The organism is uncultured Polaribacter sp. (assembly GCF_947497695.1).
In the GTDB taxonomy this organism is placed as follows: domain Bacteria; phylum Bacteroidota; class Bacteroidia; order Flavobacteriales; family Flavobacteriaceae; genus Polaribacter.
Genome location: NZ_CANMHM010000001.1, coordinates 338,359 through 361,841, shown reverse-complemented (window position 1 = coordinate 361,841; position 23,483 = coordinate 338,359). Strand labels below are relative to the sequence as shown.

The following is a 23,483-nucleotide window of genomic DNA, read 5'->3' as shown; positions in this document are numbered from 1 at the left end:
CTACCTTCCTTTATTTTTAAAATAACCCAATAACTTTTTTACGTAGTTTTCATCAACTCTAGTATTTACTGCACCTGCACCGCTTCTTTTAAACATATTTACATAATAATCGTTTAAACGTAATGCATTTGCTTTGTAACTTGTTCTTACAGATTTTGATGCAGTGTTTATCAATTGAATATTACCAGTTTCTGAATCTAACATGGGTACCATTCCTAAATTAGGAATTTCTTCATCGTGTTTATCAAAAACTCTAATGCCTGTTAAATCGTGTTTTTTTGAGGCTATTTTTAATGTTTTTTCATAATCATCATCCATAAAATCAGATAACATAAAAACAATGGCTCTTTTTTTCATCACACTAGATAAAAACTTTAAAGCAGCAGCAATATTGGTTTTTTTACTTTTAGGTTTAAACTCTATTAATTCTCTAATAATTCTTAAAACGTGACTTTTTCCTTTTTTAGGAGGGATGAAAAGCTCAACATCATCAGAAAATAAAATTAACCCAACTTTGTCGTTATTCTGCGTTGCAGAAAATGCCAATGTTGCAGCAATTTCTGTAACAGTATCTTTTTTAAATTGGGTAGATGTTCCAAAAAGTTCAGAACCAGAAACATCAACTAACAACATCATTGTTAATTCGCGTTCTTCTTCAAAAACTTTAATATAAGGTTCGTTGTAACGAGCAGTAACATTCCAATCAATTGTTCTTATATCATCACCAAACTGGTACTGTCTTACTTCAGAAAAAGTCATACCACGTCCTTTGAATGATGAATGGTATTCACCTCCAAAAATATCATTAGACAAACGTTTTGTCTTAATTTCTATTTTACGAACTTTTTTAAGTATTTCCTTTGTTTCCATTTTTTCAATTATCATTTAACAGTTATCATTTATCAGTTTAAAACCGATAATTGTTCATTGATAATTGATTAAGGTACCTCTACCTCATTAATTATAGAATTGATAATATCTACAGAGGTTACGTTTTCTGCTTCAGCTTCATAGGTAATTCCTATTCTGTGACGTAAAACATCAAAAACTACAGCTCTTACATCTTCAGGAATTACATAACCTCTACGTTTTATAAAAGCATAACATTTTGCTGCTCTTGCAAGGTTGATACTTCCCCTTGGAGAAGCTCCAAAACTTATTAAATCTTTTAAATTTGCTAAGTTGTATCTTTCTGGATAACGTGTTGCAAAGATGATATCAAGAATATATTTCTCAATTTTTTCATCCATATAAACTTCATTTGCAACTTTACGTGCTCTAATAATTTGGTCTACAGAAACTACAGGATTTACTTTTGCAAAGCCACCTGTTAAATTCTGACGCATAATTACTTGCTCATCTTGTAATTTTGGGTAATCAATAACCACTTTTAACATAAAACGATCTACTTGTGCTTCAGGTAAAGGATACGTTCCTTCTTGTTCTACTGGGTTTTGAGTTGCCATTACTAAAAATGGTTCATCTAACTTAAAAGTTTCATCGCCAATTGTAATTTGACGCTCTTGCATAGCTTCTAACAATGCAGATTGTACTTTTGCAGGTGCTCTGTTAATCTCATCTGCTAATACAAAATTTGCAAATATGGGTCCTTTTTTAATTTCGAAGTTGTTTTCTTTCATGTTATAAATCATGGTTCCAACAACATCTGCAGGTAATAAATCTGGTGTAAATTGTACTCTACTAAAACTAGCTTGTACTGCTTTAGATAGTGTGTTAATTGCTAAGGTTTTTGCTAAACCAGGTACTCCTTCTAATAAGATATGACCATCACCAAGCAAACCTATTAACAAACTTTCTATCATTTTTTTTTGCCCAACAATAACTTTGTTCATTTCTAAACTAAGAATATCTATAAAGGCACTTTCTTTTTCTATCTTTTCATTAATAGCTCTTACATCTACATCCATTGTAATATTGTATTAAGTATTATTTTTATGAAAACAAAACTACACTTTTAACATTTTGCGAATTGTTAAAAGTAGGTTAAAGATTTTTTAAGGTTTTGTTTAATTTAAAGGGGAATTTAATCGAATTTTAACAATTTAAAATCAGAATTATTGAATTCTCCGTAAGTAAAATATTGAATCCAATCACCAAGATTTATGTAGGTACTATTTTCTTGTAATTTAATTTCTAAAGGAAGATGTCTATGCCCAAAAACAAAATAATCGTAGTGTTTTTCGGTAAGTTTTTCTTTGCAATATTGTACCAGCCATTCATTATCATCTCCTAAATATTTGGCATCATCATCCCCAGAAATAAGTTTGTTTTTAACAGACATATAATGTCCTAAACTTACCCCTAAATCTGGATGTAGCCATTTAAATAGCCATTTAAATAATGGAAATGTAAACACTTTTTTCATGCGTTTGTAACCATAATCACCAGGACCTAAACCATCACCATGACCAATTAAAAATTTTTTATTGTTGATGATAAACTCTTGTGGCTCATGATATACAGGGATGTTGAGTTCTTTTTCAAAATAATCGTTCATCCATAAATCATGATTACCAATAAAGAAATAAATAGGAATTCCACTATCGCGAATTTCTGCCAATTTGCCTAAAACTCTCACAAATCCTTTTGGTACAACTGTTTTATACTCAAACCAAAAATCGAATAAATCACCTAATAAAAAAATAGCTTCTGCATCTTTTTTAACAATATCTAACCAAGCTACAAACTTTTTTTCGCGAGGAAAACTAGCTTGTGGTGTTGGAGCACCAAAATGTTGGTCTGAAGCAAAATAGATTTTTTTATTTTCTGATGAATTTATAGAAATCAAAAGGCGAATTATTTATATCGGTAAAAATAGAAAAACTTATTTATAATCGGGTAAAAGGAATTGAAAAGGTTGAAAGAGGTTTATTGTTTTTTAGAGTCAAAAAACATCTCAATATAATGATGCTGGAAAAGCGTGATCACTCGATGTAACTTTGTACTATCTCTAACTGTTAGTTTGAGAACTGAGAAAAAAAATTAAATCAGAAATGATCAGGTGCAGTTTGTCATTTCGACCAAAGGGAGAAATCGCATAAAGTTGCTCAATTTTGTGTTCTCTATATTATGTGATTTCTCCTAGCGTCGAAATGACAATTACAGGAAAGACAGCATATAAAGAAGTAGCTGTCAGTTCGAGTGAAATTTCTTTTTCAGAAATTTTATATGGAGAAAATTTCAAATAAAAAACTACTCTTTAATAATTTTTTGATATAATTCTCCATAATCCGTAACAATTTTAATAAAATAAACTCCTTTGCTTAACGTACTTAAATCTATTTGTTGATTTGAAGTTGTAAAAAGTTCTTTTCCTAAAGTATTATAAATAATAGCATTTTTTATATTGATGTTTTCTGATGTTTGAATGGTTAAAACATCATTTACAGGATTGGGAAACAACGTAATATTTTCTGATAAAAAAGAATTTTCTTCTAAGTTTAAAACACTATTATTTTTAGAAATTAAATGTAAATCTGGATCAAATTCTACAGCACTAATTGTAAAATTTACATTTTCTATAAAAGTTTGATTGTTGTTTGTGTTCTTTAAAACAAGGTCTAAAATTTCTCCATTTGTTCCATTTATACGAACAGGAACATCAGCTTCAAAGAAAGAAACAGACGTATGACTTTGGTTTTGGTTTAATTGTATATGAACAGAATTTGCTAAAGTTTGTTGCCAATTAATAGTGTAGCTTGGGTAGCCTTGATTATAAACCCAATCGTTAAAAAATTCTGATAAATCTAAGCTACTTGCAGTTTCTAAATGTGCAATTAAATCTGGTGTTTTTGCATAATTATAGGCTAAATTTGGGTCTGTTATATAATTCTTAAGACCTTTAAAAAAATTGGTGTCTCCTAATTTTTTACGCAACATGTGTAAAACCATTGCACCTTTGTTATAAGATAATCTACCACTAAAAATTCTACTCACATTTGTAGTATCTATGTCTGATAAATAAACTGCTCCATTAGAAGCAGATGTTATAGAATTTATTCTAGAATTTCTCCAGCTTTTAAAATTAGTTTCTCCATCTAAGTGTTCTATGGTTAAACCTGTTAAATAGGTTGCAAAACTTTCATTTAGCCAAATGTCTTTCCAACTACCACAAGTAACTTTGTTTCCAAACCATTGATGTGCCAATTCATGTGCAATTAAATCCCTGCTAAAATTTCCCATAAAAGAAACAGTGGCATGTTCCATGCCTCCACCCCAACCAAATTGTGCATGACCGTATTTTTCATTTTTATAAGGGTAATCGCCAAATAAATCAATAAAATAATACATCATATCTACAGTAACCAATGTGCTATTTTCTGCGGATGTAAGGCTCTCAGGATATACATAATTAACAATAGGAAAATTATTGTCTTTATAATTTATTTGATGAGAATACGTTGCATAATTGCTAATAGCAATAGCAATTAAATAGGCAGGTATAGGATATTGATGTTTAAAATGCGTCGTTTTAAAATTTCCATTTATAATTGCACTTTGTTCTAATCCGTTAGACGCAGCTGTGTATTGTTTTGGAGCAGTAATATACACATCAATTTTATCAATTTTATCATTTAAATCTTGTTTACAAGGCCACCAATTTAAAGCTCCATAAGGCTCAGAAAGTGTCCAAAGAACTGGCGTTTTATTTGGTCCATGAGTAGAGGCTTCAAAAGAATCGAAACCAGAACTTACAGGTGTTCCATAATATTCAATAATTACAGAGGTTGTTTCTCCTAGATTTAATGTATTTAAAAGTGTAATAACCAACTCTTCATTTGCGTTTTGAGAAAACGAAAGTGTATTTTCATTTTGAGTTACAGAAGTAACAGTCATGTGATCATCCAAATCAAAAATAACAGTATTTAGATTTGACAAAGCAGTAAAAGTTGTGGTTACTTTACCTGCAATATCTGCAATTACAGGATCTACTGTAAATTCTAGTTTATGATAAGTAATATTGTAATTTGAAGTGTTGGTATTGGTCTTGAAATTAATTTTTAATTGTGCAGCTTTTGCTTCTGCTTTGGCAATATTTAAGATTTCTTGAGCAGTAGTTTTATGTAAATTGATGATAATAAACAAGAGAGTTACAATAAAACGTGTCATAATTCATAATTATATCAATCAAAAATACCATTTAAAAACTAAAATAAATAAATATCTGTGTTAAAGTAATTCTGTAATTTTTTAGAATGTACCTATCTTTGCAAGATGTTAGAAGATAAAAATACACAAAAAACCTCGTTGGCTGAATTAGGAGAATTTGGTTTAATCAATCATATTACAAAATATTTTAAGGTAGAAAATACATCTACAGCAAAAGCGATTGGAGATGATGCTGCAGTTTTAGAAGCATCTCAAAAACAAACTTTAGTTACTACAGATTTGTTGATTGAAGGTGTGCATTTTGATTTAAGTTATATGCCATTAAAGCATTTAGGTTATAAAGCTATAATGGTAAACTTGTCTGATGTGTATGCTATGAATGGTGTTGCAGAGCAAGTTACAGTTTCTATAGCAGTTTCTAACAGATTTACTTTAGAGGCAATTGAAGAATTGTATGCAGGTATTCAGTTGGCTTGTAACACTTATAAAGTAGATTTAGTTGGTGGAGACACAACATCTTCTACCAAAGGAATTTTAATTTCTGTAACTGCAATTGGAAAAGCTGATAAACAAGATATCGTTTATAGAAATACCGCAAAAGAAACCGATTTAATTGTGGTTTCTGGAGATTTAGGTGCTGCTTATTTAGGGTTACAGGTTTTAGAAAGAGAAAAGCAAGTTTTTAAGGTAGATCCAAACAATCAGCCAGATTTAGACAATTATACATATTTAATTGAACGTCAATTAAAACCAGAAGCTCGTAAAGATATTGCAGGAATTTTAAAGGAATTAAACGTAAAACCAACTGCTATGATAGATATTTCTGATGGACTTTCGTCAGAACTTTTTCATATTTGTACCCAAAGTAAAGTTGGGTGTAAGGTGTATGAAGAGAAGTTGCCTCTAGATCCTCAAGTAATTTCTGCTTGTGAAGAGTTTGAGTTAGATTCTACTATGGTTGCTTTAAGTGGGGGAGAAGATTATGAATTGTTGTTTACAGTGCCAATTGCAGATTTTGACAACATAAAAGGAAACCCCAATTTTTCTATTATTGGGCATATTACTGCAGAAAACCAAGGATTGAATTTAGTAACTAGAGCTAGCCAAGAAATTGGTTTAAAAGCTCAGGGTTGGAATGGGTTGAAAGACGAGTAAGAAACAGATTTTAAAATTTTAGTAACTACAACACCATCAAATTACAACCTCTGATATCAGAATTATCAAAACGGCCAATAATTTCAAATGTATCGTTTTTATGTACTCTGCCTAAATCTTGCGTAGCAATAAAAGAGCAAGAATTGTAGTTTGCTAAATCAATTACGTTTATTCCGCCAGTTTTTCCTATAGTTTGAATTGTTAAGGCATCTTCTGTATCTCTAGTTAAAATATGCATCCAAGGAGGTGTTTTAAAAATACCATTTCCTTTAGAATATCCTTGACTTAATAGTTCTGTCATTCCATATTCTGAGTGAATTTTATCAACACCAAATCCGTTTTTTAATTGTTGATGTAATGCTTCTCTAACCAATTCTTTTCTGCGTCCTTTCATACCACCAGTTTCCATAATGATAGTGTTTTTTAGGTTGAATTGTTGCAGTTCTATCAAATCTAATAACGCAAAAGAAACTCCCATTAAAAGTACTTTTTTTCCTTTTTTGTCTAATTCAGTAAGTTTTTTGGCTAATTCTGATAAATTATTTAAATAAAAACCACTTTCTGTATTTTTAGATTTTTGTATTAAATCATCCACCATAAAAACTAACGATGAACCTTTTCTCTCTAAATAATTAGGCAATAAAGCCAATACTACATAGTCTTCTATATTACCATAAAAATGTTCAAATCCCTTTAAATAACTTTCTTTGTAAAGATTTATATCGGTTACAAAATGTTTGCTAGTAATGCTTTCTGTGGTGCCAGAACTGGTAAAAGTTTCTTGAATTTCATCTAAAGAAGAAAGTACTTTTTTACTCTTAAAAAACTGAATTGGTAAAAACGGAATTTCTTCTATTTTAGTAACATCAGAAGGATGAATATAGAGTAAATCGCAAAAAGAACGATACACTTTATTGTTTTTAAATTGATGTTTAAAAACTTTTAAAGCTACTTCTTTAAAATCTGTTTCAGATTGTATGTTAAATATTATTTCTATCATAAACTTTTACAAAAATAGAATTATTTAAGGCAACCTTTTTATTTTTTTTTGCATCTTGTAAGAAATAATTCATAAAATACCATGTTTAAAAATATATATTTTACGGTGCTTATTGCTTTTTTAACTTTGGTTTCTTGCGAAGAAAATGACAATACAAATAATGATGAGGTAATTATAGTATGTAACACACAAGAACCTTTACAAGACTTAGGTTTTTTAAAAGATGCTAAAAACACAATAGATGCAATAGATTGTGGGGGAAGAAGTTCTATTACACAATTTACTTATAATTCAGAAACTGTTTTTGAGGTAATTATTTGCGATCAAATTTCAGATGGACAAACTTTAGTTTACAACTGTGCAGGAGAAACAATATGTACTTTTGGAGGAATTGTAGGTGCAAATACCTGTGTTGATTTTGAAAAATTACGAACTGATAAAATTATTTTATATGGTAATTAAAAACCTTTTACTTTTAATACAAAAGAATAAAAACAAAATCAACCTAAAATTATTTTAAATTTAAAAGGTTGGCAAACTCAAATAAATTATTTCTAAACATGAAAAAAACAGCCCTTTTATTAACTTTAATCATTGCTTTTTCTTGTGAAACTAATGAAATAAGAATAGATTCAGAAAACGTATTATTAGGTTTTTGGGACAACCCAATTTACAAAGGAGAAACAACCACCTTTAAAAGAGCAAATGAATTACCTAATGAAGCTTATGGAATTTCATTTTCTGAAAACGGAACGTTTGTAGAGAAAACCTCTGGTTGGTGTGGTACACCTCCATTAACTTTTTTTAATATAGAAGGTGCTTTTGAGTTAAAAAACAATTTAATTAGTATTAAAACAGAAAATTATCCAACAAATTATGTTTGGAGAATTGTATCGCTCACAAAAAATGAATTAGTTGTAAAAAGAGAATTGACAGCACAAGAAATAGCACATAGAAATTTAATGGATTTGTTTAATGAAATTCAAAATTTGTCAAATAGTTTTTCATGTGAAGATTCAAAAGACTGGACTTTTGTTGCTTATGGAGCAAAAGCTTGTGGAGGTCCTCAAGGTTATATTGCTTATTCAACTAAAATAGATACAGTTACATTTTTAGAAAAAGTGGCTAATTATACCAAAGCAGAAAAAGACTTTAATATTAAATACGGTATTGATTCAGATTGTTCATTAGCTGATGAACCTGCTACTGTGATTTGTAAAAACGGATTTCCAAGGTTTACATATTTATTTAATAATTTGTAATTATGTGAAAAATTATACTATTTGTAATTTTACTTATTTGTATTTATTAATAGAACAAGTAATATTATCAATAGGTTTAACATAAAAATTAGAGTAGCTTACAGTTCTTTATTTCTAAATAAAAATTGGTCTTAAAATTTAAATCTAATGTTTAAAGCTCAATTAAATACTTTTAGAAAAAAATCTAATAGTTTTTCTTCTTTTAATTTAGGTGTATATTCTGGCATTAAATATACCTTTTAACGATGTTTTTTAGTGTTTCATCGAATTTATAAACATAAAAGTTGATAATCTTTTAAGTTTGTTTTGTTCTTAACGTTTTTGATTGTTGGGAATATAAAAAAAAAGGATATGAAATTTTTAGCTACAACATACAGAACTTTAAGTGGTACAAAAGAGGTTATAGAATTAAAAAACAAAAAAAAATCACAATGTGTAATCTACAAAGACAATAAACCTGCCTATTTTGTAGATTTTTACGATTTAGAAAAAGAATCTAATGCAATGATGAATAGCTTGGTATTATGTACCAAAAGGTCTATACAGCAAGTATTACTACTCATTAATAAAAAGAATAATGTTAATTTATCAATTCCTGTAATCTCTCGATTAGGCTATAAAAAGAAAGTAAAATCTACAGAGGTAGAACTCCATTTAGAACCCATTCCAGAAGAATGGTTGGCATATTCTTTGTAAATTTTAAATTTATTTTTATGTTGATGTTACTCATGAACATTCATGTTTTTTAATATAATCTTTTACTTTTAGCATATAAATATTTTATATTACGTGTAGTTAATTAAACTATCTTTAGTTTTATTAGTCTTACGTTTATGAAATCAGCACACATACAACATTTATATAACAGAGTTGGTTTTGGTATTCAACCAAAAGAATTGGCTCGTTTGTCAAAGAAAAGTAAAAAAAACGTTGTAAACGAATTATTTACTGTTTCCAAGAAAATTACTGAATTAACAGTAGATACCTCTTTCTTAAAAGAGCTTCGTTTAAAAGATTTTAAGGATAAAAAAAAGCGAAGAGAATTTCAGAAAATTAGTAGAAAAAAAGTGTTTGAGCTTTCTTCAGCTTGGTTTCATCGCTTAAATAATCCTTCAGAAATTTTACGTGAAAAGATGACGTTGTTTTGGGCAAATCATTTTGTTTGTGAAAACCAAAATATCTTATTTGTAGAAAGTTATCATAATATGTTACGCAAAAATGCTTTGGGTAATTTTAAACATTTTACCAAAAGTGTTTCTAAAGAAGCAGCAATGCTTACCTATTTAAACAACAAACAGAACAAGAAACAAAGTCCGAATGAAAATTTTGCACGCGAATTAATGGAGCTTTTTACCTTAGGGCAAGAGCATTATACTGAAACAGATATTAAAGAATCTGCAAGAGCATTTACTGGATATACCCATACTATTGCAGGTGCTTTTAAATTTAGAGAAAGACTTCATGATGCAAACCAAAAAACCTTTTTAGGAAAATCTGGTAATTTTACAGGTGATGATATCATTGATATCATTTTAGAAAAAAAGCAATGTGCACGTTTTATATCAGAAAAAATATATAGTTATTTTGTAAATGAAAACATTAATAAAAAACATGTAGATGAAATGGCTTCTGTTTTCTATAAAGATTATGATATAGAAAATTTAATGCGTTTTGTGCTGCTTTCTAAATGGTTTTATGCTGATGAAAACATTGGGACTAAAATAAAATCACCTATCGAATTTTTAGTGGGTATCAATACCATTGTACCTTATAAAATAGAAAAACCAAAACAAATTTTATTGGTTCAAAGATTATTAGGGCAAATATTGCTAAGACCACCAAATGTTGCCGGTTGGAAAACAGGTAGAAACTGGATTGATAGCAATACCATTGTTACACGTTTGCGTTTGCCATCTGTTTTATTAAATAATGCACAAATTGCCTATTCAGAAATAGGAGATGAAGAAACGTTGATTACTGATTTTAATAACAGAAAACTTCGCAAAAAAGCGTTTATAAAAGTGACTGCAAATTGGCAGGCTTTTGAAGAAAATTATAAAAAAGAGGCTAATAAAGATTTGTTACATCAAATTATTACCACAAAATTAAATAACGGAACAGCAGAAATGTTACTCAGAAACGAGCAACTTTCTAAACAAAATTTTGTTGTACAATTAATGAGTTTGCCAGAATATCAACTTTGCTAAATTTTAATACAGATGAAACGTAGAGATTTTTTAAAACAGACCACTTTTGCTTCAGGTATGTTATTTGTACCTCAGTTTTTAAAAGCTTTTGAGCAATTACCAAACAAAACATTTAGCAATAAAAAAGTAGTAATTATTCAGCTAAAAGGTGGCAATGATGGTTTAAATACTGTGGTACCTTTTAACAATGATATTTATTATCAAAAACGAAATAACATTGCCATAAATAAAAACGATGTAATTAAAATTTCTGATGAAGTTGGCTTGCACAAAAGCTTACAGCCTTTGCAAGATTTGTATAATAAAGGTTTTGTGAGTATTATAAATAATGTTGGGTATCCAAACCCAAATTTATCACATTTTAGAGCAACAGATATTTGGCAAACAGCCAGTGATAGCAATCAATATTTGCAAAATGGTTGGGTGGGTCGTTACTTAGATTATACTAAAGGATATCCTTACAAGGCTATAGAGGTTGATGAAAGTTTATCACTAATGATGAAAGGAAAAACACAAAACGGATTGGCAATTACAGATCCAAAAATGTTTTACAATTCTATGAAATCTCCTTTTTTTAACAATGTGGTACGCAATTATAATGATGCTCATTTAAGTGAACATAATTTAGGGTATTTGTACAACACAATGATTGATGCAAAATCTTCTGCAAAACATATTTATGAGCGAAGTAACACAAAAGGTACTTCTGCAGAATATCCAAAAAATATTTTTGGCAAACAATTAAAAACCATTTCTCAATTTATAAATTCAGGTATAGAAACGCAAGTTTATTACGCTGGTTTAAGTGGTTTTGATACGCATGCAAATCAACAAATCACACAAGAAAGATTGTTGAAAATATATGCTGAAACTATGGAAGTTTTTATTGATGATTTACAAAAAAACAACACTTTTGATGAGGTACTTATTTTAACTTTCTCTGAATTTGGAAGGCGTGTAAAACAAAACGAATCTAAAGGTACAGATCATGGTACAGCAAACAATGTTTTTGTGATGGGAAAAAACTTAAAAAAACAAGGTTTGTATAACAATTTGCCAAATTTAGGCGATTTAGATAAAAACGGAAACCTTAAATATGAAATTGATTTTAGAGAAATTTACGCAACTATTTTAGATAAATGGTTAGAAGTAGATGATGTGGCTATTTTAAATAAATCGTTTTCTAAATTGGGGTTTGTGTAGTGTTTTAGTCAAAAATAATTGTAAATCAGATTATAATTTTTTTAACCATACTGCAACTTTCTAATAACACGTAAAGCTTCTTTATAACTTATATAAGTAGTTTTATCTTCTAAATTTCTAATATAATTTTTAGCCTTTTTAAGTTGATTTGTTGCCTCAAAAAAACCATGTAAATAGCAAATTAAGTAATTGGTTGGTAAACGTAAAATTGCTTCATTTTCTAGTTTAGAAAGTACTGTTTTCTTTTCAATTTTAGTGATAATTGAGTTACAACTATTATAGATAGTCTCAATAATTTTATTATTAAATTTAGGCGGAACAAACAAAAACTCTTTTACAATATTGTGTGTGCCGTTTTCTTTAAAGTTGATAATTGTTTTTTCTAAAGGATATAATTTTTCTAGCTTTTCTAACCCTAAATAAATGTATTCTGTTATAATAAATGAATGTTGATTGTAATTAATTTGTACATCATCTAAAGCAGAAAAAAACAGTTTTACTTGCTCGTTTATCAATTCAATATCTACCCTAGAAAAAAATATTTTGTTATCAATAATTTTCTTTTTTCCTGCCCAACATATCACAAATTGTTCTTTAAAAACTTTGTATTGTGGGTTGTATGCTGGTTTATGATTGTTTATAAAATCAAAAACCCCATCTAAAGTTAATTTAATATTATTGCGTGCATTAATTTCTATGGCTGTTACAGCCTCTTTGTTGGTAGTTTTTAGTTCATAATTTTCAAAAGCAGTTATTGAGTTACTACCTCGTCTGTAAAATGAGGTTCCGCCTTTATATTTCCAAATATTTTTTAAAAGTTTAGTTATTTTGTTATTTGGATAGATAGTAACCAAACCAATTACTTTATGACGAGGTAATCTAGGAAAAGGTACATTTTCATATTCTATTTTTGGTGGGTTATAAAGATATGCATTCACTAAATTTTGTATTTTACTATCATCAAAAAAATCAACACCAATAATTTTGTTTTCTACATCTTCAATACCAATTACTATGTAAGAATTATTATTTGGATTAGAGTTTGAAAGTGCACAAATATGCTTTAAAAACTTTGCTTTTCCTTCTTTTGAATTGAGTGATAATTTTTGTTTTTTATCATAAAAACTATTCTCATCATTCTGAGAAAGTAAGTTTTTGATAAGTAGGCGTTTGTTTATCACAATTTAAATTTTATTTAGGCATTTTTTTTAGTAGTGTTGTGTTGTTTATTTTCTTTATAAAATTATAAAACTAATGCTGATTTTAAACTTTTTACGACTTTAATTTTCATATAAATTATAAACAAGAAAAAACCGCTCTTAATAGAGCGGTTTTCCTTTCGATTGGCTACTATGAACTAACCAATCAAAAAATCAACTAACCAAACTTATTTTAAATTTCTTCTAATTTTTGTATTTCTTTCTACTTTAGTACGTTTTCTATTGTTATTCCTTACAGATTCTTTAGCAGATGTTTTTGTTTTTGCACCTTTTAAATACTGTACAAATCCTCTCCCTAAAAACTCATAAGTTGTTTCAGAATTTACATTGTAAAGTGCAATCCTTCCATCATTAATAACGCTTAATTCAAACTCTTCAATATCTCCACCATCATAATTAAGTGTTAAAATTTTAAGATCATCAAAACCACTTACATCAAAAACCTCATAACCACCTACATAATCCCAATTAATAGCATCAATTGGCGTGTTAAGAGCATCTTGAGAACTATAAAAAGTTGTTATATTTTCTGGTGTAAAAGCTAAATAGTTTTCGGCATCAAAAGTATTTGGTACACCACCAGTTGTTGTTATTTTTTCCCAACCTATATATTCTTGTAAAAAGTATTCTATATTTTCATAAAATAAGCGATCATAATCAAACTGATTTATTTGATATCCTACTAATAAATAACTTACATCTTGTCTGTAGTTGTATAATCTAATTTCATTGTTAGAAATTACGGTCACCTCAAAATCATTTACTCCATCTAAATCATGATTTGTTTCTAAGATACCATTAAACACATTATAAGTACCAACATCTAATCCAAAACCATCTCCCGTTCTTCCAATATCAACAATATTATTATTAGCATACAATATGCCATTTATAAAGGATAATGTAAATGCTTTAGAAACATAAGGGATATCTCCATTACCAACAGTGCTGTTGTAATCTATATACCATAAATCATATTGAGAAACAATTTCATTTAAAGAAGCCTGTTGATTATAATTTACAGTATCATAAAATGACTCTTCATAAACTGTAGTACAAGAACTTAATAGTGTTCCTGTAAATAATATTGTTAAAAGTAGTTTTAAAGATTTCATAAGCTTGTATTTTATGGTTATGCTAATACATTTTCAAAATACGTGCCAAAAAATAAAACCACTCAAATCTGAGTGGTTTTGTATTGAATATCAAATAATTACTCTATTTCTTTAAATAAATTATTTTTTCTTTTTTTAATATCTTTTATAATTACATATCTGGTTTCTCCTGAAAATTGATAACTTAATACTGCATCATTTTCTTTCAAAAAAAAAGGAAACTTATTTTGCTTTGGTGGTTTATTATTGATTTCTTTTTTTGAATCAGTATGTAAGATGATATCATTATTTACTTTAGAAGTACTATAATTGGCAATAATAATTTTATTTTTTTTCAATTCTGTTTTAACAGATTTTCCTCTAAAATATAAAGAATCAAAAACTATTTTAGATTTTTTCTTTAACTTAATTTCTACATTGATACCACTAACTCCAGCTAATCCACCAACCCAATTATAATATTCTGATGATTCTATTTGAAGATGACCAATTTTTTCTGACTTAGAACTTCCACATTGTAAAAAAATATAAATTAGTGATAAGAGGAATACAATTTTAATTTTATTCATTTTCCAAGAGTTTTAAATCTAATACTAATATATAAAAAAAGCGAACCAAATTGGTTCGCTTTGTATATTTATAAAAAATGCTAATTAATTACTAAGAGTTTTTTTTAATTATTCAAAGCTTCTGCACCACCAACAATTTCTAAAATTTCGTTAGTAATAGCTGCTTGACGTGCTTTGTTATATGTTAATAATAACTCGTCTCTTAATTCTTTTGCATTGTCTGTTGCTTTGTGCATTGCAGTCATACGAGCACCATGTTCAGAAGCAAAACTATCTCTAATAGCTTTGTATAATTGTGTTTTTAAAGATTTAGGTATTAAAGCTTCTACAATTTCTTCTTTAGAAGGTTCAAAAATATAATCAGAATTCACAGCATCTGCGTCTCCTCCTTCAATTGGCTTTATTGGTAAAAACTGTTCTACCTGAGGTATTTGAGTTGCAGCATTTTTAAATTGATTGTAAACTAACTCAATTTTATCATAATTACCATTCGCAAACAAACTCATTAAGTTTTCTGCAATTGTTGCTACATTATCAAAAGTTAAATCATCGTAAATTTCATTCTTAGATTCAATGATATTGAATTGTTTAGATAAAATATCATCACCTTTTTTACCAATAGCTAGTAAATCTACTTCAATATTATTGTATTTTTCAGCTACAGTATTAGCAACCTGTTTTGTAATTGATGAGTTAAAACCACCACACAAACCTCTGTTAGAAGTAATTGTAACCAATAATACTTTAGAAACTTCTCTTTGAGTTGAATATACACCTCCAGCATCACTATCTAATGTTGCACTTAAGTTTTGCAACAATTCTGTTAGTTTAGATGAATAAGGGCGCATTGCCGTAATTGCATCTTGTGCTTTTTTTAACTTTGCAGCAGATACCATTTTCATGGCAGATGTAATCTGCATTGTAGATTTAATAGAGGTAATTCTATTACGTATTTCTTTTAAGTTTGCCATATTTACAGTAATTAGTTGTTAGCTGTTAGTAATTAGTAGTTAGACTTTTGTCTAACTACTAAAACTTAACTACTAATTAAAATGTTTCGAAATTTCAGAAGCAGCAGCTTCTAAAACAGCTATTGTTTCTGGAGTTAATTTACCAGATTTCAATGTGTCTAAAGTATCTCTATGTTTCGCGTTTAAGTAATCGATATAATCTTTTTCGAATTTCTTAACTTGATCTACAGGAACATCCTTTAATAAGTTTTTAGAACCAGCATAAATAATTGCAACTTGATCTTCTACAGAAAAAGGATCATTTTGAGCTTGTTTTAAAATTTCAACATTACGCTGTCCTTTAGAAATTACACTCATTGTTGCTGCATCTAAATCAGAACCAAACTTAGCAAAAGCTTCTAATTCTCTAAACTGTGCTTGATCTAATTTTAAGGTACCAGATACTTTTTTCATTGCTTTAATCTGAGCGTTACCACCAACACGTGATACAGAAATACCTACGTTAATTGCTGGACGAACACCAGAGTTAAATAAATCTCCATCTAAGAAAATTTGACCATCAGTAATCGAAATTACGTTGGTTGGTATATATGCTGATACATCTCCTGCTTGTGTTTCAATAATTGGCAATGCAGTTAAAGAACCTCCACCTTTTACAATTCCTTTTAAAGAATCTGGTAAATCGTTCATTTCACTAGCAATCTTGTCATCATTAATAACTTTTGCAGCACGTTCTAATAATCTTGAGTGTAAATAAAATACATCACCAGGATACGCCTCACGTCCTGGAGGTCTTCTTAATAATAAAGAAATTTCACGGTAAGCAACAGCTTGTTTAGATAAATCATCATAGATTATTAAAGCTGGTCTTCCAGAATCTCTAAAATATTCTCCAATTGCAGCTCCTGCAAAAGGTGCATATACTTGCATTGCTGCAGGGTCTGAAGCATTTGCTGCAACAATTGTTGTATAAGCTAAAGCACCTCTTTCTTCTAACATGTTTGCAATTGCTGCAACTGTAGAAGCTTTTTGACCAATAGCTACATATATACAATATACTGGCTCACCAGCATCGTAAAATTCTTTTTGATTTAAAATAGTATCAATAGCAACTGTAGATTTACCAGTTTGTCTATCTCCAATAATCAACTCACGCTGACCTCTACCAACAGGTATCATTGCATCAATAGACTTAATACCAGTTTGTAATGGCTCAGTTACTGGCTCTCTATAAATAACTCCAGGAGCTCTACGCTCTAAAGGCATTTGATAAGTTTTACCTGTAATTGGTCCTTTACCATCAATTGGGTTTCCTAAAGTATCTACTACACGTCCAACAACGCCTTCACCTGCTTTTAAAGAAGCAATACGTTCTGTACGTTTTACGTTAGAACCTTCTTTGATAGAAGTTGATGCTCCTAACAATACAACACCTACATTGTCTTCCTCTAAGTTTAGTACAATACCTTCTAATCCGTTGTCGAATTCTACTAATTCTCCATATTGAACATTAGAAAGACCGTAAACACGAGCAATTCCATCTCCTACTTGTAAAACAGTTCCAACTTCATTTAAAGTTGCTTTTGCTTCAAAATTTGTTAACTGTTGCTTTAAAATTGCTGATACTTCAGCTGGTTTAATACTTGCCATATCTATTTGCTATTAGCTTTTGGCTTTTGGCAAATAGCTAACTGCTAAAAGCCAAAGGCTACTTTTATTATATTTTTGGAATATAGTGACTGTTGTCAAATTCCTTTTTCAATTCGTTTAAATAATTAGAGATACTTGCATCATATTGCACATCTCCTACACGTAAAATAAATCCACCTAAAATAGTTGGATTTATTTCATTTTCTAAATTTGCTTTTTCACCTGTTAAAGCCACTATTTTAGCTAAAACTTGTTTTTCAATTTCTTTTGATAAAGGTACAGCTGTTGTAACTTTAGCTACTTGCAAATGCTTATCAAAATCATATATTATAGCATATTGTTTTGCAATAGCTGGAAGCATTGAAATTCTTTTATTATCTTGTAATAAATGAAATAAGCCAAGAGTAATATTGTTTACTTTCCCTTTAAATAAAGCATTTAATACATTTATTTTATCAGAAATTTTAACAACAGGGCTTTTTAACATTACCTCAAATTCATCATTTTCAGAAACTACAGATGAAATAAATAACATATCGTCATTTACTGCTGTTTCTTCTTTAGAATCTTTAGCAAGATTTAAAATTGCTTTTGCATAACGTATTGCTGCTCTTGCGTCTTTCATCTTTTTATTAGTTTAAAGTAACATCTTTTAAGATTCCTTCAACTAAATCTAGTTGATCTTTCTTATTCGATAATTCTTTTTTAATTACTGATTCTGCAATACCAATAGATAATTCTGCAACACTCTTTTTAATCTCTGCTAAAGCTGCTTGTTTTTCTTGCTGAATTGATGCTTGTGCATTTTCTATTAACTTTGTAGTTACTTCTTTTGCGTCTTCTTTAGCATCTGCAATTAATTTATCGCTAATTTCTCTAGCCTCTTTCATCATTGCATCTCTTTCTGCTCTAGCTTCTTTTAAAAGTCTTTCATTATCTGCATTTAGATTTTGCATTTCTTTACGAGCATTTTCTGCTGCTTGTAAAGCATCTTCAATACCTGTTTCTCTTTCTTCTAAAGAGTTTAAGATTGGTTTCCAAGCAAATTTACCTAATAATACTATTAATATTATTAAGATAATTAGTTGCATAAAAAACAACCCAGGAGAAAAATCATTTAATAAAGTTTCCATTCTTTATATATTTTTTTGTTTAATTTAAAAACATACTCTGTAACCAATCGTTACAGAGATATGCTTCTTTTTTTTTTGAGAAATACTATTTCCCTAAGATTAATGCACCAAATGCTAAACCTTCTAATAAGGCACCAATGATGATCATTGCAGTTTGAATTTTTCCTGCCGCTTCTGGCTGACGAGCAATTCCTTCCATTGCTTTTCCACCGATTTGACCTAATCCAATACCACCTCCGATAACGATTAATCCTGCTCCAATTAAATTGTACATACTAATTGATTTTTAAATAAATATTAATTAAACAAACTCTAATTCTACTTTAAATTCTCTTTTCAGAGATACTGACTTTTGTCAGAACTAGTTCAACTTACAAAATCAAAGATTTTGAGTTTTACTAATGATGTTCATGCTCTTCTACTGCCATCCCTATAAATAATGACGATAACATTGTAAATATAAATGCTTGTAAAAAGGCTACTAAAATTTCAATAACCATTATAAATAATGCTAAAACTAAAGACATACCAGTAGATGCTACAGGGCCAAAGGCTTCTTTCATAGTAATCATTAATGCAATTAAACTCATAACCACAAAGTGACCAGCTGTAATGTTTGCAAACAAACGTACTAATAATGAAAATGGTTTAATGATAATAAAACCAACCAACTCTATAACCGCTAAAACGGGTCTTAAAATATAAGGAACACCTGGCATCCATAAAGTGTGTGCCCAAAAGTCTTTACTACCATTTGTTATATAAATAATCATAGTTAATAAAGCTAAACACACAGTTACTGCTATTTGCCCTGTTACATTAAAACCTAAAGGTGTTAGTCCTAATAAGTTTAAAAGCCATATAAAGAAGAAAACTGTTAATAAAAAGGGCATAAATTTTCTATACTTCTTTTCACCAATATTTGGTTTTGCAATTTCATCTCTAACATATAATACTAAAGGCTCTAAAACTCTACTTATACCCTTTGGTATTTTTCTTGTTTTGTACTGTTTTGCTAATTTAGAAAAACCTAAAAAGATTAATAAACCTGCTAATAAGATACCAACTACACTTTTAGTAATAGAAAAATCTAATGTTTTATGTGCGTTTGTTGCGTGGTGTGTTTCATCAAAAGAAACAGTTGCAGCACCATTGTCTAATTCGTATATCTTAGAATGAATTTTAGCAAATTTTAAACCTCCCTTTTCTACAACTACGTGTCCATCATCATTATGATGAAATTCTGAAGACATAAAAGTAACTAAACCTTTGCTTGTCCATAAAATTACTGGTAGTGGAAAGCCAACATGCTTTCTTTCACCTTGATCTGAAGTATATGAGAATAAGGCAAAGTCATGAGAATCTTTAAGGTGATGTTCAATGTAAGCTTTTACTTCACTATTCGTGTTTATTTGACCTCCATCTTTTTGATTATCAACTTTTTTTTCTATTCCAGAAGCAAAAATTGTAGCCGAAAAAAAAGCCATCATTGCTATTGTAAAAAAATGGATTGTTTTTTGTGCAATCTTCATTGTAAAATACGCTTTCTAAATTCGCGGCAAAGATAAAGAATAATTCAGAATCTCAAACCTTTTTTAAAACTATTTGTTTTTTATTGTTTTTTCTTTAAAATTTTAGCCACAATAATAACTTCTATTGTTAAAAATATAATCATTGGAACTATAAAAGATGCTTTTGCAGTATTGATTAATAAATTATCAGTAAAAATATATTTGTAAAAAACAATAGCAAAAAGAATAAACTTAAAAGCTAGTGTGCCTAAATATATAAAGCCTATTTGTTCAAAAAATTTTTCATTTTTACAAAAAACTAAAAAGTTACTAGAAACTAGTAGCGTATAACCAAAATGAAATATGTATACTTTTTTTAGTGAATAAGGTAAATTTATTTGCTGATTTTCTAGAATAATATTGTGAAGTGAAAAGCAAACAAAGAGAAAAAAAAATAGAGTTATTGTGTTTGTAATAAAGCTCTTAATCATTTATTTTATTTGCTTGTTTTATAAGGGCATAGGTTGCTATAAAAATTGCAAATAAGGTAATTGTAATGGTTAAATAAGTAGTTTCAAATTTTTGATCTAACCATTTGCCTAGTAAAGATGCTAAATAGATTGTTAGCCCCATTTGCAAACCTGCACCAGAAAGTGCAATGGCTTTATTAAGCGGTTTTTTCTGAGCGTCTTTTTTTGTCATTTGTAGCATTCAATTCCTTTATAGCCCCTTTCATATTACAAGTAGCATTAAATGCTGCTCCTGGTTCTATAGATAATTTACCAATTACAACATCGCCAGAAATATCTGCTGTTGCTTTGATAGTTAATGTATTTGAAACAGATAATTCTCCAGAAAATTTTCCTTCTATGTCTGCATTTGTAGCTTCTACTTTTCCCTTAATAAATCCTTCTGCACCAATGATAACTCTTCCATTTGTTACCAATGTGCCTTCTAAAGTACCATCAATTCTAAAATCTCCATCCGATTTAATATCACCAACAATTGTTGTGTTTTTTGCGACAACATTTCTATCCATAATTTTAATCTTTTCAGTTTTTTTGTCTTTATTACTAAACATCTTACTTACTTAATTGTGTTACTATTTTTTTTGCTTGCTTTCCTTCATCAGAATTGCCATATTTTATAACAATGGCTTCTAATGCTTTTTTGTAGGTTTCTTTATCAGAATACTTACCCAAAGCATAAGCTCTTAAGAGTTCAAATTTAGGAATTAATTCTGAATTTTCAATGGTAGGTAAAATTCCAGAAATTTTTGATGCGGTTTCTTGATACTTATTTTCTTTATACAAATAGTAAATTTCTTTGTACTTGTTTTCTATTTCACTAATAGAAATTTCTTCTGTAACTTTTTTATTAGGGTTTTTAATTGCTTTTGCAAAAACAGTATTTGGGTATTTTGTAAGTATAAATTCTTTGTGCTTATTTTCTTTATTCTTGTTGTTTAAATTTTTGTAAATTTTATATAAATGCCAATTAATAGGTAAAATTAATTTTTCTTTTGGGTTTAAAGTAGCCACTCTTTCAAATCTTGCAATTGCTAATTCAGGATCTTTAAATTGTTCTTTATAAATTAACCCTAGCTCATATAAAGCTTGATTTCTATCAATTTTTAAAGTTTCAATTTCTTTTTCATCGGTAGGAATTTTTTTGATATAATTTTCTAAATCGTAACGTGAGTTTTTTTGATTTTCTTTTATATTGCTTAATCCAGGAGTTGATGTAGCGCTTGTAGAAGACCATCTCCAATTGTCTGCTAATTTTCTTTTACCCCAAATTTTTTCAAATTCTGTTTTACCAAAACCTAAAGATTGAGAATTGTAAAAATACCATTTCCCTTTTTTGGTAGATTGTAAAGAATTTCCCCCAAATGAAGGACCAAATGCTTCTTGATTTAATTTTAACTGAGCCGCTTTTTTGTCCTTTTCTTTAAGATTTTCTATGTAATTAGTAAAAAACGTTTCTTGTTCAGTTTTAGATAGAGATGTTAATTTTAAAATACTATCGTTTTCTTTTACGACACCTTCAAAACGAATTAAGGTTGCTAAGTTTTTATATTTTCTTTTAATTCGTCTTATCCTTAAGCTTTTATCATCTTTAGCAATATTTATAACACTATCATAATAAGAACTTGCTATTAAATACTTAGAGTTTTTAAAATTGATGTTTCCTAATCTTTCGTAAGTATATGTTTTTTGCTTAACGTTGTCAGATTTTGCTTTTAATGATTTATTATAATAATGTACTGCTAAATTAATACTATCATTATTTTCATGTAAAAAACCAACCTGATAATACAACTCATCTAAATAAGCTCTGTTATCTCTTTCTTTAATTAGTTTATGCATTCTCTTTAGAATAGCAGCAGAAGTAGAATCGTTGGTTGAGTTTTTTGCTAACTCAATATTAGCATGTATTTTGTATTTGTAAGGAGTTTTTTTGTAATTAATAATTTTATTGAGCACCAATAAAGCAGAATCTTTTTTGTTCTCGTAATTATAAATCTGACTTAAAACAAATAAATTTCTTTCTCCTTGCTCTACATTATTTAAAGTTCTGGTTGCTTTAATTAAACATTTTTTTGCTTTTTGAATACTATCAGCCTTTACATAAGCCATTGCCAAAGCAGTATATCCTTGCTCTTTAATTTCATCGGGTAAATTTACCTCAAAAGTATCTTTTACTCTTAGAAGTAAACTCATAGATTCTATAGCAAACTCTTCATTATCTATTCTAATATTTGCTTTTGCTCTCCAAATTTTAGTTTCATTAATTAAACTTGCATTTGGGTAGTTTTTAATTACGTAGTTAAAAGCTTCTATGGCAGGTATGAAACGTTGATCGAAATAACGTGCTTTTCCTAAAAGTAGATAAGCTTCATCAATTTGCTTATTTCTTTCTTTTCCCTCGATATTCATTCCATGGGTTTGTATTGCTTTTACGGCTTTTTCTTCTGCAATATCAAATGGAGTTGTAGCTTCTTTAGTATCTTTTGGTGCACCAAAACCTACACCCATTCTAGGACCAAATCTAGGTGCTTTTATTTTTTCTTCTTCAAATTTAATTGGTTCTATTGACAATTGATTAAACCAATCATCTTTATAATTTTTATTTATACTTTCTATACCTTCATTAAAAGCCTCTTTACCATTAAATAATACATTATATTTTGTGGTTAAAACATGGTAATTTCTATTGATTAATGCATCCTTTTTTGTGCTACAAGAAAGAATACAAACAATTAAGATAACTATTAATGCTATTTTTTTAAAGAATTTCAAACAAATCAATATTAATTAAACAACTATTTTAAAGGGCTAAGAAAATAAAAAACCT

At 28.7% G+C, this 23,483-nt stretch carries 24 protein-coding genes; 6 read left to right on the top strand and 18 right to left on the bottom strand.

What is annotated here, in order from left to right:
* The 4 genes from Q0731_RS01615 to Q0731_RS01600 form a co-directional block, all read right to left on the bottom strand.
* Window positions 1–870 (bottom strand): DUF58 domain-containing protein, encoded by an 870-nt coding sequence (locus tag Q0731_RS01615; RefSeq protein WP_299059030.1) that lies wholly within the window; start codon window positions 868–870, stop codon window positions 1–3.
* Between the two features lie 68 nt (window positions 871–938).
* Window positions 939–1,928 carry a MoxR family ATPase gene (locus tag Q0731_RS01610; protein ID WP_299059028.1) on the bottom strand — a complete coding sequence of 330 codons (990 nt, stop codon included), beginning with the start codon at window positions 1,926–1,928 and terminating at the stop codon, window positions 939–941.
* 116 nt (window positions 1,929–2,044) lie between these two features.
* Window positions 2,045–2,809 (bottom strand): UDP-2,3-diacylglucosamine diphosphatase, encoded by a 765-nt coding sequence (locus Q0731_RS01605; protein ID WP_299059026.1) that lies wholly within the window; start codon window positions 2,807–2,809, stop codon window positions 2,045–2,047.
* Window positions 2,810–3,213: 404 nt separating this feature from the next.
* The gene (locus Q0731_RS01600; RefSeq protein WP_299059024.1) at window positions 3,214–5,130 is read right to left on the bottom strand and encodes a M1 family aminopeptidase; all 1,917 of its coding nucleotides are present in this window, start codon (window positions 5,128–5,130) and stop codon (window positions 3,214–3,216) included.
* Between the two features lie 105 nt (window positions 5,131–5,235).
* On the opposite strand from Q0731_RS01600, the gene thiL reads away from it, so the two are divergent.
* Window positions 5,236–6,285, top strand: a complete 1,050-nt coding sequence (gene thiL, locus Q0731_RS01595; protein ID WP_299059022.1) for a thiamine-phosphate kinase — start codon at window positions 5,236–5,238, stop codon at window positions 6,283–6,285.
* 25 nt (window positions 6,286–6,310) lie between these two features.
* Here thiL and Q0731_RS01590 read toward each other — a convergent pair whose 3' ends face one another.
* Window positions 6,311–7,285, bottom strand: a complete 975-nt coding sequence (locus tag Q0731_RS01590) for an acyl transferase (protein WP_299059020.1) — start codon at window positions 7,283–7,285, stop codon at window positions 6,311–6,313.
* A gap of 81 nt (window positions 7,286–7,366) precedes the next feature.
* On the opposite strand from Q0731_RS01590, the gene Q0731_RS01585 reads away from it, so the two are divergent.
* From Q0731_RS01585 to Q0731_RS01565, 5 genes are all read left to right on the top strand, one after another.
* The gene (locus Q0731_RS01585; protein WP_299059018.1) at window positions 7,367–7,747 is read left to right on the top strand and encodes a hypothetical protein; all 381 of its coding nucleotides are present in this window, start codon (window positions 7,367–7,369) and stop codon (window positions 7,745–7,747) included.
* A gap of 98 nt (window positions 7,748–7,845) precedes the next feature.
* A complete protein-coding gene (locus Q0731_RS01580) occupies window positions 7,846–8,547 on the top strand; it encodes a hypothetical protein (protein ID WP_299059016.1) in 702 nt (233 codons plus the stop codon).
* Window positions 8,548–8,898: 351 nt separating this feature from the next.
* A complete protein-coding gene (locus Q0731_RS01575) occupies window positions 8,899–9,243 on the top strand; it encodes a hypothetical protein (RefSeq protein WP_299059014.1) in 345 nt (114 codons plus the stop codon).
* A gap of 137 nt (window positions 9,244–9,380) precedes the next feature.
* Window positions 9,381–10,754, top strand: coding sequence for a DUF1800 domain-containing protein (locus Q0731_RS01570; protein ID WP_299059012.1), 1,374 nt, complete (start codon window positions 9,381–9,383; stop codon window positions 10,752–10,754).
* Between the two features lie 12 nt (window positions 10,755–10,766).
* On the top strand, window positions 10,767–11,957 hold the full coding sequence (locus tag Q0731_RS01565) for a DUF1501 domain-containing protein (protein WP_299059010.1): 1,191 nt from the start codon (window positions 10,767–10,769) through the stop codon (window positions 11,955–11,957).
* Window positions 11,958–11,998: 41 nt separating this feature from the next.
* On the opposite strand, the gene Q0731_RS01560 is transcribed toward Q0731_RS01565, so the two are convergent.
* The 13 genes from Q0731_RS01560 to Q0731_RS01505 all read right to left on the bottom strand — a co-directional run bounded on the left by Q0731_RS01560 (window position 11,999) and on the right by Q0731_RS01505 (window position 23,428).
* A complete protein-coding gene (locus Q0731_RS01560; RefSeq protein ID WP_299059008.1) occupies window positions 11,999–13,138 on the bottom strand; it encodes an ATP-binding protein in 1,140 nt (379 codons plus the stop codon).
* 206 nt (window positions 13,139–13,344) lie between these two features.
* Entirely contained in the window at window positions 13,345–14,292 is a 948-nt protein-coding gene (locus tag Q0731_RS01555; protein WP_299059006.1) for a hypothetical protein, read from the bottom strand.
* A gap of 98 nt (window positions 14,293–14,390) precedes the next feature.
* Window positions 14,391–14,861: a hypothetical protein gene (locus Q0731_RS01550; RefSeq protein ID WP_299059004.1), complete on the bottom strand. Its 471-nt coding sequence runs from the start codon at window positions 14,859–14,861 to the stop codon at window positions 14,391–14,393.
* A 104-nt stretch (window positions 14,862–14,965) separates the two neighbouring features.
* Window positions 14,966–15,832 (bottom strand): ATP synthase F1 subunit gamma, encoded by an 867-nt coding sequence (gene atpG, locus Q0731_RS01545; protein ID WP_299059002.1) that lies wholly within the window; start codon window positions 15,830–15,832, stop codon window positions 14,966–14,968.
* Between the two features lie 72 nt (window positions 15,833–15,904).
* Entirely contained in the window at window positions 15,905–17,482 is a 1,578-nt protein-coding gene (gene atpA, locus Q0731_RS01540; protein WP_299059000.1) for a F0F1 ATP synthase subunit alpha, read from the bottom strand.
* A gap of 67 nt (window positions 17,483–17,549) precedes the next feature.
* Complete coding sequence (gene atpH, locus Q0731_RS01535; RefSeq protein ID WP_299058998.1) at window positions 17,550–18,107, bottom strand: ATP synthase F1 subunit delta; 558 nt, start codon at window positions 18,105–18,107, stop codon at window positions 17,550–17,552.
* Between the two features lie 7 nt (window positions 18,108–18,114).
* Window positions 18,115–18,615: a F0F1 ATP synthase subunit B gene (locus tag Q0731_RS01530; RefSeq protein ID WP_299058997.1), complete on the bottom strand. Its 501-nt coding sequence runs from the start codon at window positions 18,613–18,615 to the stop codon at window positions 18,115–18,117.
* 85 nt (window positions 18,616–18,700) lie between these two features.
* The gene (gene atpE / locus Q0731_RS01525; protein WP_004569351.1) at window positions 18,701–18,889 is read right to left on the bottom strand and encodes an ATP synthase F0 subunit C; all 189 of its coding nucleotides are present in this window, start codon (window positions 18,887–18,889) and stop codon (window positions 18,701–18,703) included.
* Window positions 18,890–19,013: 124 nt separating this feature from the next.
* Window positions 19,014–20,147 carry a F0F1 ATP synthase subunit A gene (atpB, locus tag Q0731_RS01520; protein ID WP_299058995.1) on the bottom strand — a complete coding sequence of 378 codons (1,134 nt, stop codon included), beginning with the start codon at window positions 20,145–20,147 and terminating at the stop codon, window positions 19,014–19,016.
* Window positions 20,148–20,227: 80 nt separating this feature from the next.
* The gene (locus tag Q0731_RS13175) at window positions 20,228–20,617 is read right to left on the bottom strand and encodes a DUF6168 family protein (RefSeq protein ID WP_366915392.1); all 390 of its coding nucleotides are present in this window, start codon (window positions 20,615–20,617) and stop codon (window positions 20,228–20,230) included.
* Window positions 20,610–20,828 carry an AtpZ/AtpI family protein gene (locus Q0731_RS01515; RefSeq protein WP_299058993.1) on the bottom strand — a complete coding sequence of 73 codons (219 nt, stop codon included), beginning with the start codon at window positions 20,826–20,828 and terminating at the stop codon, window positions 20,610–20,612. The genes Q0731_RS13175 and Q0731_RS01515 overlap by 8 nt, the downstream gene beginning before the upstream one ends.
* Window positions 20,794–21,207, bottom strand: a complete 414-nt coding sequence (locus tag Q0731_RS01510; RefSeq protein ID WP_299058991.1) for a polymer-forming cytoskeletal protein — start codon at window positions 21,205–21,207, stop codon at window positions 20,794–20,796. The genes Q0731_RS01515 and Q0731_RS01510 overlap by 35 nt, the downstream gene beginning before the upstream one ends.
* A gap of 1 nt (window position 21,208) precedes the next feature.
* A complete protein-coding gene (locus tag Q0731_RS01505) occupies window positions 21,209–23,428 on the bottom strand; it encodes a tetratricopeptide repeat protein (RefSeq protein WP_299058989.1) in 2,220 nt (739 codons plus the stop codon).
* Between the last annotated feature and the right edge of the window lie 55 nt (window positions 23,429–23,483).